General features: G+C 56.0%; 13 protein-coding genes. 5 read left to right on the forward strand and 8 right to left on the reverse strand.

Going from position 1 to position 11,005, the window contains the following annotated elements; translation table 11 throughout:
- Positions 1 to 15: 15 nt before the first annotated feature.
- Both ACR0IO_RS04920 and ACR0IO_RS04925 read right to left on the reverse strand, forming a co-directional pair.
- Positions 16 to 417, reverse strand: a complete 402-nt coding sequence (locus ACR0IO_RS04920; protein ID WP_155151779.1) for a MerR family transcriptional regulator — start codon at positions 415 to 417, stop codon at positions 16 to 18.
- Positions 418 to 692: 275 nt separating this feature from the next.
- A complete protein-coding gene (locus tag ACR0IO_RS04925; RefSeq protein ID WP_155151776.1) occupies positions 693 to 1,061 on the reverse strand; it encodes a MerR family transcriptional regulator in 369 nt (122 codons plus the stop codon).
- Positions 1,062 to 1,175: 114 nt separating this feature from the next.
- Here ACR0IO_RS04925 and ACR0IO_RS04930 point away from each other — a divergent pair, with 114 nt between their 5' ends.
- The 3 genes from ACR0IO_RS04930 to ACR0IO_RS04940 are packed head-to-tail and all read left to right on the forward strand — an operon-like array spanning position 1,176 to position 3,434.
- A complete protein-coding gene (locus tag ACR0IO_RS04930; protein WP_155151774.1) occupies positions 1,176 to 1,595 on the forward strand; it encodes a PaaI family thioesterase in 420 nt (139 codons plus the stop codon).
- Between the two features lies 1 nt (position 1,596).
- Entirely contained in the window at positions 1,597 to 2,115 is a 519-nt protein-coding gene (locus ACR0IO_RS04935; RefSeq protein ID WP_170335300.1) for a PaaI family thioesterase, read from the forward strand.
- A gap of 2 nt (positions 2,116 to 2,117) precedes the next feature.
- Complete coding sequence (locus ACR0IO_RS04940) at positions 2,118 to 3,434, forward strand: MATE family efflux transporter (RefSeq protein ID WP_155151769.1); 1,317 nt, start codon at positions 2,118 to 2,120, stop codon at positions 3,432 to 3,434.
- Here ACR0IO_RS04940 and arsC read toward each other — a convergent pair.
- The 4 genes from arsC to ACR0IO_RS04960 are packed head-to-tail and all read right to left on the reverse strand — an operon-like array spanning position 3,431 to position 5,590.
- The gene (arsC, locus tag ACR0IO_RS04945) at positions 3,431 to 3,772 is read right to left on the reverse strand and encodes an arsenate reductase (glutaredoxin) (protein WP_480739823.1); all 342 of its coding nucleotides are present in this window, start codon (positions 3,770 to 3,772) and stop codon (positions 3,431 to 3,433) included. The two genes, ACR0IO_RS04940 and arsC, sit on opposite strands and share 4 nt — an antisense overlap.
- Complete coding sequence (locus ACR0IO_RS04950; protein ID WP_480739825.1) at positions 3,769 to 4,827, reverse strand: quinone-dependent dihydroorotate dehydrogenase; 1,059 nt, start codon at positions 4,825 to 4,827, stop codon at positions 3,769 to 3,771. Before ACR0IO_RS04950 ends, arsC begins: the two co-directional genes overlap by 4 nt.
- Positions 4,824 to 5,255, reverse strand: a complete 432-nt coding sequence (locus ACR0IO_RS04955) for a DUF1330 domain-containing protein (RefSeq protein ID WP_480739827.1) — start codon at positions 5,253 to 5,255, stop codon at positions 4,824 to 4,826. The genes ACR0IO_RS04950 and ACR0IO_RS04955 overlap by 4 nt, the downstream gene beginning before the upstream one ends.
- Positions 5,252 to 5,590 (reverse strand): DUF952 domain-containing protein, encoded by a 339-nt coding sequence (locus ACR0IO_RS04960; RefSeq protein ID WP_480739829.1) that lies wholly within the window; start codon positions 5,588 to 5,590, stop codon positions 5,252 to 5,254. The genes ACR0IO_RS04955 and ACR0IO_RS04960 overlap by 4 nt, the downstream gene beginning before the upstream one ends.
- Positions 5,591 to 5,698: 108 nt before the next feature.
- Between ACR0IO_RS04960 and ACR0IO_RS04965 the strand changes: the two genes are divergently transcribed.
- Complete coding sequence (locus ACR0IO_RS04965) at positions 5,699 to 7,282, forward strand: bifunctional metallophosphatase/5'-nucleotidase (RefSeq protein ID WP_155151758.1); 1,584 nt, start codon at positions 5,699 to 5,701, stop codon at positions 7,280 to 7,282.
- A 126-nt stretch (positions 7,283 to 7,408) separates the two neighbouring features.
- On the forward strand, positions 7,409 to 8,461 hold the full coding sequence (gene mnmH, locus ACR0IO_RS04970) for a tRNA 2-selenouridine(34) synthase MnmH (protein WP_480739831.1): 1,053 nt from the start codon (positions 7,409 to 7,411) through the stop codon (positions 8,459 to 8,461).
- Here the strand turns inward: mnmH and selD are convergent.
- Both selD and ACR0IO_RS04980 read right to left on the reverse strand, forming a co-directional pair.
- Entirely contained in the window at positions 8,452 to 10,611 is a 2,160-nt protein-coding gene (gene selD, locus ACR0IO_RS04975) for a selenide, water dikinase SelD (RefSeq protein ID WP_480739834.1), read from the reverse strand. The genes mnmH and selD overlap by 10 nt on opposite strands.
- Positions 10,612 to 10,616: 5 nt before the next feature.
- Positions 10,617 to 11,003 (reverse strand): Na+/H+ antiporter subunit G, encoded by a 387-nt coding sequence (locus ACR0IO_RS04980; protein ID WP_155151747.1) that lies wholly within the window; start codon positions 11,001 to 11,003, stop codon positions 10,617 to 10,619.
- Positions 11,004 to 11,005: the final 2 nt, after the last annotated feature.

The raw sequence follows: 11,005 nt of genomic DNA on the forward strand, positions 1-11,005 counted from the left end.
AGGCAGGCGAGGGTATTACTCGGCGGCCTTCTTTTCCTGTTTCATCGAGGCGATAACTTTCTCGCCCCAGCGCAACTGTTCCTTCAGATCGTCGATGGCCTGAGTCAGCTCTTCGCGACGTGATTCCATATCAGCCAGACGTTCGCAGGCGATTTCATACGTGCGGGTCATCTGGGTCAGTTGCTGATCGTCCACGTGGTACAAATCCAGAAGCTGCCGGATTTCCTCGAGGCTGAAACCAAAGCGTTTGCCGCGCAGGATCAGTTTGAGCCTGGCGCGATCTCGTTTCGTGAACAGGCGTTTCTGGCCCTCACGGATCGGGAACAGAAGCTCTTTGGCCTCGTAGAACCGCAAGGTTCGTGGCGTGACATCATATGCCTCGCACATCTCGCGGATGGTCATCAGATCTTCAGTCATAGGTCATACTCTCGGTCACTGGCGTCATGAGATATGAGTTGCGCAGTTGATGCTCGCTTTACAACATGAGAGTGACGTTTACGTAATGCAGACGCTACGTCACAAATAAATTGACGTAACATCCGGTCGCGTAAAGTTGGATTTCGGTAATTTTGTTGCCGTTACGTAAAGGTCGCATCGGGCTTCAAACGTACAACGAAACTTAGCTCACGGATGACCCGCGAGCCAAAAAAGCTTACGATCATTAGAGGTACTGCGCCGTTAGGTGGAGGCGCCTAGCGCAGCGATTTTGCCGTCTGATCCCGCAGGCGAGTCAGTTCGTCCATGGCTTCGTCCAGTTGCTGCCGTTGTTGGCGCAGTTCTTCCATCTGACGATCAGCCATCTCGACGAAGGTCGCCATTTGGGCCTGGTTTCCCTGATCTTCATAGATCAGTAACCACTGGCGAATCTCTTCCAGCGGAAATCCGAATCTGCGACCGCGCATGATCAGTTTCATGCGTGCGCGTTCTCGAGCGCCATAAAAACGGGATCGTCCCTCGCGATCCGGCTGTAGCAGCTCGATATACTCATAGTAGCGCAGGGTGCGCGGAGTCACATCGAACTCAGCGCACATCTCTTTGAATGACAAACGGTTGTCGGACATCCCTGTTCTCCTTGCCAGCAACCTATGGTGTCATGAAAGCGAGCGCAACAGGCAGGCTTGCCCTTTGCGTCAACTGAGGCTCATAAAGGGATTAACTCAGAAGGACGCAAACCTATGGTCGACAAGACAGTTCTGGCCCGCCAGTTCATCGAGGCAATCCCGCATGCGCGGGCCTTGGGCCTTACTTTGACGCATATCGGCTCAGGCGAGGCTGAGATCACCATGCCCTATAACGAGGATCTGATCGGAGATCCGCGTACAGGCGTGATTCACGGCGGTGCGGTTTCGGCCATGCTGGATACCTGTTGCGGAGCAGCAGTGATGAGCCACCCTTCGGCGCCCGGTGGAACCGCAACCATCGACCTGCGCATTGATTACATGCGTGCTGCAACGCCGGGGCAGATGCTTATCACCCGGGCCAGCTGCTATCACATCACGCGCAATGTTGCCTTCGTGCGGGCTACTGCGATGGATGACGATCAGGAACGCCCTGTTGCAACAGCAACGGGATCATTCACCGTGGAGGGCAAGTAAGATGGCCCGCTCCCGTCCCGAACCCATGCAGGTGGTCAAGCAAAGACGTGATGCAGCGCTCCGCGCCCTCGTCGAGGGTGTGCCATACATGCGGTTCCTCAATATCGGGTTCGATCGCCGGGGTGATGAACTGACCGGTGTTTTGAATTTTGACGAAAAACTGATCGGCAATCCTTTTCTGCCAGCCATCCATGGTGGTGTGACTGCTGCCTTTCTGGAGGTAACTGCCGTCATAACGCTCAGTTGGGAACATATGTTTCCACGGATCGAAAGCGGTGAAATCGATGCTGACGATATCATAACGAATGAGAACATCCGCTTTCCAAAGACCATCGACTTCACCGTCGATTACCTGCGATCGGGATTGCCGCGCGATGCCTATGCACGTGCATTCGTCAGCCGATCCGGTCGCCGCTATGCCTCGGTTCGGGTCGAAGCCTGGCAGGACAATCATGCCAAGCTCTTTGCGCAGGGAACTGGACATTTTCTGATGCCGCAGCCTCCGTCCGACAAAGGTTGAACATGAACGAAGCCTCGGCGCCCATCACGCACAGGCGGGTGCTGAAGATAGCTGCACCCATTGTCCTGTCGAATGCCACAGTTCCGATACTCGGGGCTGTGGATACAGGTGTTGTCGGGCAAATGGGTCAGGCCGCCCCTATTGGCGCGGTCGGTATCGGGGCTGTTATTCTGTCCACGATCTATTGGGTCTTCGGGTTTCTGCGGATGGGAACCACCGGTCTTGCTGCGCAGGCGCGCGGGGCAGGAGATACAGCAGAGACCGGGGCGCTATTGATGCGGGGTCTGCTGTTGGGTACAGCAGCCGGCTTGTTCTTTATCATCACGCAAGTGTTTGTATTCGCGGGCGCCTTTGCTTTGTCACCGGCCAGTCCCGAGGTCGAATCGCTGACGCGAGACTATTTGCAGATTCGTATCTGGGGGGCACCTGCCACCATTGCGCTTTATGCAGTCACTGGCTGGCTAATTGCGGTCGAGCGCACGAAAGGCGTGTTTGTCCTGCAGATCTGGATGAATGGTTTGAACATCATTCTCGACCTGTGGTTCGTGCTGGGCTTGGGATGGGGGGTTGAAGGTGTCGCAACGGCCACTCTGATTGCTGAATGGACTGGTTTGGCGCTGGGTCTGTGGCTGTGCGCGGACGCATTCGGTGGCAATCAGTGGCGAGACTGGCCGCGTATCTTTGATGCGGCTCGATTGCGCAGAATGATGCAGGTGAACGGCGATATCATGGTGCGCTCGGTTCTGCTGACCGGTGCATTTACAACATTCCTCTTCGTCGGCTCCGATTTAGGGGATGTCAATCTGGCCGCCAATCAGGTGCTTCTGCAATTTCTTGAGATTACTGCCTTTGCGCTGGACGGCTTTGCCTTCTCTGCCGAAGCCCTAGTGGGTGGAGCAGTTGGTGCAAAAGACCGTCATCAAGTTCGGCGCGCATCGATCATGGCATCTCAGTGGGGCGTTGGCGGAGCTGTAGGACTGGGTTTGGTGTTCTTCGTTGCAGGTCCCGCATTGATAGATCTCATGTCGACCTCACCTGATGTGCGCATCGCCGGGCGAGAGTTCTTGTTCTGGGCGGCAATTGCTCCAATCATTGGTGTCGCCAGTTGGATGTTTGACGGTATTTATATCGGCGCGACATGGACGCGCGCGATGCGAAACGCGATGATCCAATCTGTTGCGATTTACATCGTAGCCTTGTTCATATTGGTCCCAACCTTAGGAAACCACGGGCTATGGGCCGCGCTGATGGTCCTGAACATCGCGCGCGGCATCACGCTGGGCTGGCGGTATCCAAAGCTTGAGGCACAGGTGGCTTAAAGCAGGGTAAGCAGGTTCTCAGGCGGACGACCAATTGCAGCTTTGTCGCCGGATATTCCCAGCGGCCGTTCGATCAGAATCGGGTTTTCAGCCATGGCCTGAAACAAGTCATCCTCTGAACTTGTCTTGGTCAGACCCAGTTCCTTGAACTGCTTTTCAACCGTGCGCATCATCTCGATGGCAGCGAGGCCAAGCCGGGACTGAGCAGAACGCAGTTCGTCGACCGAAGGCGCATCCTCAAGGTATTTTCTCACAGTGATCTCTGCGCCGTTTTCTTCCAGCAACGCCAGCCCGGCGCGGGACTTTGAGCAACGCGGATTATGCCAATACTCGATCACAACCAGTCCTTTCGCTTGCTTCCAACAGCCTGAGATACACTGTCAAAACCGTCCCGGGCCAACAAGTCATCCAACCCATGCGCGATATCTGCAGCCAGTGAGATACCGCCATACACCATCGCGGTGTAGAACTGCACCGCCGAGGCGCCTGCACAAATCTTGGCATAGGCTTGTTCGGCTGAGCTGATACCCCCCACACCGATCAGTGGGATAGTGCTGTCGGTCAATTGGCTGAGCTGTGCCAGAACACGCGTCGATTTCTCGAACAAGGGAGCACCGGATAGCCCCCCCATCTCATCCTTGTGGGTGCTGAGCAGCCCATCACGGGACAGGGTCGTATTGGTTGCTATGACGGCGTCCACCCCGGTTTCCCGAGCGACAGCCGCGATATCTTCAAGTTCGGCTTCGGCCAGGTCCGGGGCGATCTTGAGGAAGACTGGCATGGGGCGCGCCAGCGTGTCTCTGGTCTCGATCACGCCCCCCAGCAACGCACTTAGCGCGGCTTTGCCTTGCAGATCGCGCAGCTTTTCGGTGTTCGGGGAAGAGACGTTAACCGTGGCAAAATCCAGATACTCGGCGCAATGGGCCAGCACCTTGGAGAAATCCCCGGGGCGATCGTCACTGTCTTTGTTGGCGCCAAGGTTCAGGCCGATAACCGCATTCTTTGGGCGGTCGGCCAGGCGCCGGGCCATGACCTCCATTCCCTCGTTGTTAAAGCCAAAGCGATTGATGGCCGCTTTGTCTTCGGTCAGACGGAACAGGCGTGGTTTTGGGTTTCCCGGTTGCGGGCGCGGGGTGACCGCACCCACCTCGATAAAGCCGAACCCGGCACGGGAAAGCGGTGTAAGAACCTCTCCGTTCTTATCAAACCCAGCGGCCAGACCGACGGGGTTTGGCAGCTTTAGTCCGGCAAGTTCGGTTTGTAGTCGAGGCGACGTGATCGGACCGGGGGCAGGGGCCAGTCCTGATTTCAGGGCTTTGATTGAAAGGCCATGGGCCGTTTCTGGATCAAATTGATGCAGGGCGGCGAGCCCGATTTTCTCGGTCAGTTTCATCCGAATGAACTTCCACTTTCGTTCGGCGCACAGCGGATAAGCCGGGATGTTTTCACGGCTGCCTGCCGATGAACCACGGCGGCGCGATAGATTGGATCGGTCACCATCTCCAGAAACGCATGCGCACTGGGGTACCGGGCAATGAACACCTCGTCCCAGCTTTCATCTGCGGGACCGATCAGCGTCGTCTGGAACGCGCCCCTCCAAACAATCGAAGCCCCTAAACGTTTGATGATCGGTGCAGTTTCCGCGCCGTAGTTGCGATAAGCCTGTGCGCTGGTAAGCCGGGCATTGGCAAGCTCGTGATCCGATGGGTATTCTGCAATATCGCGAAATTTCACGAGGTTCAGCATTTCGATCGGCTGATCGCGATCCAGACCTTTGAACGCTTCGAATTGCTCCCGTTCCGGATCGACAAACTCTGTCATTCCATTTCCTCCGGGAATTGATGCTTTTCACCATCAAACGGGAGCGGGCGTGACCACACAACGTCACTCATGCGGATTTGGCGATAGAGATGCGGGAACAACGCGTCACCGCGCGAAACCTCCCATTTCAGGTCATCGCCCATGGCATCGGCATCGCATGCCAACAGTGTCAGATCGCCTACACCGGCAAAGTGTTTGGCTGCGGTTTCCTCGGCCTGTTCAGCTGTCGAGAAGTGTACATAACCGTCAGCGATGTCGATCGGAGCACCATTAGATGCACCATCTGCCTGCAGCTTGGCCCATTCGTCGGCCCTGAATATCTTGTAAATCAGCATATGGACCTGATGCCCCGCACCGCGGGCGGAATCAAGCCGGATTTCCCCCTTTGACTCTTTGCCGCCCACATCGCACGATCCCCTCAATCAACTACAGGGAGTTTCAATATGTTCACCCGCTTATTGGCATCTGCAGCCGTGTTGGGCCTGACCGCAGGCATGGCGGCTGCGGAATTTAAACTGACCATCTTGCATACCAACGATATTCACAGCCGGATCGAATCCATCAACAAATACGATTCCACTTGTGACGCCGAGGGCGAAGCCGAAGGAAAGTGCTTTGGCGGTGTAGCCCGGCTCAAGACCATGGTGGATTCAAAACGTGATGCCATGGCGGACGAAAATGTCCTGCTGCTGGATGCTGGCGACCCATTTCAGGGCTCACTTTTTTATACAACCTATAAAGGCGCCGCAGAAGCAGAGTTCATGGAAGCCATCGGCTATGATGTCATGGCCGTGGGTAACCACGAATTCGATGATGGTCCGGCAGGTTTGGAGGCATTTATAGATGCCGTAAGCTTCCCGGTGATTTCGGGCAACCTTGATCTGTCATCGTCAGCCGAATTGAAGGACAAGGTGCAAAATCACGTTGTCCTTGATGTCGGCGGTCAGAAGATTGGTATCATTTCGGCATTGGCAACTGACACGGTCGACACCTCGAGCCCCGGCAAGGATGTGGTGTTTCAGGATGAAATCGATAGCCTGTCCGCAGATGTAGCCGCCCTGCAGGAAGAGGGCGTAAACATCATCATCGCGCTCAATCACGTGGGTTTGGCCAAGGATCTTGAGATCGCGGAAAAAGTACCCGGGCTTGATCTCGTGATTGGGGGACACTCCCACACGTTGCTGTCTAACACGGATGAAGACGCGGCCGGACCTTATCCAATGATGGTTGGCGATGTGCCCGTTGTGCAAGCTTATGCGTATTCAAAGTACCTGGGTGAGATCACTCTGACCTTTGATGATGACGGCAACCTTATCTCAGCCGAAGGTGAGCCAATTCTGTTGGATGCGTCAGTTGAACCGGATGCGGATATCGCTGCCCGAGTTGCAGAGATGGGTGCTCCGATCGAAGAGATGAAGCAGCGCGTCGTGGCCAATGCTGCGGCTCCGATTGAAGGAGACCGTTCCGTTTGCCGTGTGCAGGAATGCGAGATGGGAAATCTGGTTGCCGACGCGATGCTGGCCAGGGTTGCTGATCAGGGTGCTCAGATCGCGATCGCAAATTCCGGTGGTTTGCGCGCATCGATCGATTCCGGTGATGTGACCATGGGCGAAGTTCTGACGGTTCTGCCTTTCCAGAATACCCTCTCGACCTTCGAAATCAGCGGGCAGGGCGTCATTGATGCGCTTGAGAATGGCGTCAGCCAGGTCGAAGAGATCAAAGGTCGTTTCCCGCAGGTAGCTGGCATGACGTTCACATGGGATCCTTCGGTTGCGCCCAACGAAGGCCGCATTGGCGAAGTGATGGTCGCAAGCGGGGATGGGTTTGTACCGATCGATCCGGCCGCGACTTACCTGGTGGTCACCAACAACTATGTTCGGAACGGTGGCGATGGCTACAAGATGTTCTCGGGTGACGACAAGAACGCCTATGACTATGGTCCTGATCTTGCCGATGTAACAGCCGAGTATCTGGCCGAGAACGCGCCATACCAGCCTTATGTGGACGGGCGCATCAAGCAGAAGTAAGGTTCTTTTTGAGAATGACGGTCGCGCTTTACCTTAGCGCGGCCGTTTCTTGTATGACGCTTGTCAAACACTGGCAGTGTCTATCACCGCCTTTTCTTTCGAACATGCCCGGGGTAGACCCCTGACATGGCTCTGAAAATCTCAAATCTGCCGGAACTTTATGCCCACGCATTCGATACTGTGATCGATGTGCGCAGCCCGGCCGAGTTTGCTGAAGATCACCTGCCCGGAGCTATCAACCTGCCGGTCCTGGACGATGACGAACGCGCGCGGGTGGGAACGATCTATGTACAGGAAAGCCCGTTTTTAGCGCGCAAGCTTGGTGCGGCTTTGGTATTTCGCAATGCTGCGAACCATATCGAGAACAGCCTAAGCCATCACGAAGGTGGGTGGCGGCCTCTGGTCTATTGCTGGCGCGGTGGGCAGAGATCCGGATCGTTTACGTGGATGCTGCAACAGATTGGTTGGCGGGCGGAGGTAATCGATGGCGGGTATCGCACCTATCGTCGTCTTGTTAACAGTTACCTCTATGACGATCCGCTACCGTTTCGGTTGGTTGCACTGGATGGCTACACCGGTACGGCCAAAACCGAACTTCTGGCGCATCTACAGGGCCAGGGCGTTCAGGTTGTAGATTTGGAAGGCCTTGCCAATCACCGCGGATCCTTGTTGGGCGAGATGCCCGGAGGACAACCCAGTCAAAAGGCATTTGAATCTGCGCTGGCAGGAGCCTTTTGCGCACTGGATCTAAATCGACCCGTTCTGGTCGAGGCGGAATCCTCGAAGATCGGCAATCTGATCCTTCCACCCAGTCTGTGGAACGCCTTGCGGGCAGCACCGCGAATTCAGGTGAATGCTCCGATTCAGGCTCGGACGGCCTATTTGACCGAGGCATATGACGACATCCTGTCTGATGCGGATCGACTGCGTGATCGTCTGAGCCCGCTGCGTTTTCACAGAGGTCACGAGATCGTGGATGGCTGGCTCGAATTGATCAAAGCCGGTGACAAACGCGCACTCACAAAGTCTTTGATGGAGCAGCACTACGACCCGGCCTATACAAAGTCCCGAAGGGCTCAGAAGGTCGACATACTCGCCCAGATCGAGGTGGGTTCACTGGATGATGCCGGATTAAAGCGGGCAGCCTTTCAGATTGAAGCCGCCATTGATCAAATTTGAAGCGAAAGGCCCGGTGTTTCGGTGAGTTTGCCAATGTTTACCGCGGGGTAACCCGCTTCTTGCAATTCTTGGCAAATAGTATCCGCCTGATCGGCAGATACTGCGGCGAGCAATCCGCCAGCAGTTTGTGGATCGAACAGAAGGTCCGCTTTGTTACCGGTCGGCAACTCAGGCGCGATTGCGCGATTGTCGTTAAAAATCGTTGATTGGATTCCGCTTTCCGCTAGCTCCGATGCGCCATCCATCACAGGCACCGCATCGAGATCAATCACAGCCCCGCATTCTGAGGTCTCACATATCCCCTGCAGGTGCCCCGCCAGACCGAAACCAGTGACGTCGGTCATCGCGTGAGCACCGGACAATATTTGAGAGGCTTCGCCTTGCGGCTGAGCCATCAGACGAAGGGCCTTCGCAACCCATGCACCATTAGCCTGACCCGCCATCTCTGCTGCCATCAGGACACCGGTACCTAATGGTTTGGTCAGGATAAGCACATCTCCCGGACGTCCGCCGGAGAGGGTGATCGGATCGGTGTCGGCTAAGCCAGTCACCGTGAAACCGATGGTCGTTTCATCACCCATTGAGCTATGACCGCCCACGATCCCGGCACCCGCATGCCGCATGACCTCATCTGCAGCGGTCATGATCTCCGCCATTGTACGTTGCTGCAGCTTAGGCGACATGCGTGGTAGAATGATGGTCGCCGTTGCAACTTGCGGTTTCGCACCCATTGCCCAGATATCGCCCAAGGCATGAACCGCAGCTATCTTGGTCATCAGGACCGGATCATTTGTAAAACTGCGCAAGTGGTCAGAACTGATGACCTGACGCACCCCTCCGGTTTGAACCAGCGCTGCATCGTCGCCCGGTAAGGGGGTGATGTCGGACCGTTCTGGCGTGGGCAGCGTATTCAGGGCTGAGCGCAGCGCATTGCGACCTACCTTTGCGCCACAACCGCCACACATTGGTTTGTCCCCCAACGCTTCACGCACTCCGGCTGCGTGATTCCGGGGCAGGGGCGGAGCGGGCATCTCAGGTAAATCACGAAACTTGTTCATGAATTTCTGATCAATGTGGTTTTTCCATTTCCACATAACCGGGCCACTAAAGGATGTGCCCAGACGCTCGGCCAGCGCGGATTTGCCACCCAGGGAGATCAGTTTCAGATAATCTTTTTGCGGCCCATAGCGACGCATATGGCCTGACCCCAGCGCAGCGCGCAAATTGTTGAGCAGGATTGGGGCTTCACGCACGGCATAGACACCTGCCTTGGGACGCGGGTTTTCTGACAGATGCGCACAATCTCCAGCCGCGAAAATCATGGGATCGCTCGACTGCAGATAGGGGTTCACCCTGATAAAACCGCTCTCCAGTTCAAGCCCAGTTTGTTCAATCCAGTCATAGGGACGGGCACCCGCTGCGCCGGTTACAAATGTCGCTGGTATCTGCCTGCCATCTTCAAGCGCGATGTGATCCTCAGCAACGCGGCTAATACCTGTCTGTTCGATGAGTTCGACACCAAGCGCGTCCAGTGATTGCCTTATCGTGGCTGCGGCCTTGGCCCCGGTTGCCGCGAGTGCGGTTGCACTGTCGATCAAGGTGACTTGTGCCTTACGACCGCGTTCACGCAGAGCGTGCGCCATTGCCATGACAAGCTCCACACCGGCCACCCCGCCACCTATGACAGCGACAGATGCGGCACCTGGGCCATTCAGGTATTCTGCCCATCTGGCTGCAAAAGGGCCAAGCGGTTTGGCGGGAACGGCAAATTCGGCAAAACCTGGCATCGCGGGCATATAAGAGGTGATACCCACGTTGACCGAAGCAACATCAAACGCAACAGGTGGACGACCCGCCACGCGAACCACACGCATGTCTGTATCAATGCCTTCGACTGCACCCAGAATAACGCGTGCGCCAGCAAACCGTGCAAGCTTGACCAGATCGATATCCAGTTCCCACCGCTCGTAGTGGCCCGCGACATATCCCGGCAGCATTCCGGAATATGGCGCCGTCGGGCCAGGATTGATCACTGTAACCCGTGCGCCCGGCAAGGGGTTCATGCCCCATTTGCGCAGCACCAGCGCGTGAGTGTGTCCTCCGCCAATCAAAACCAGATCGCGGGTCAGGGGCAGCGGAGGTGTATGCATAGGTATTAGTTCGTACTGTGATCAGGGACGTCTTCGACCTGCTCGACCGCGTGGGTGGCCCAGAGCTCATCCTCGCCCGCGCCCGGCAGATCCTGTGGCTTTTCATGGCGATGAATGTGCCATTTGGCAATGAACAGGGCTGTGATCGGGGCGGTCAGGAACAGAAACAGCGTGATCAGCAGCTCGTGCAGCGACAGATGTTGTTCGATCAGAAACGAATGCAGGATTGATGCGATCAACACGCCGCCAACGCCAAGTGTGGTTGCTTTGGTGGGGGCATGCAGACGTGACATCGGGTCTTTCAACTTGATCATGCCGAAGGACCCGACAAAGCCAAAAATGCCTGAAACGATCAGGAAAAAGGCGATCAGAAATTCGAAGATGTATTCCATAT

Source organism: Ruegeria sp. CE12, from assembly GCF_056537525.1.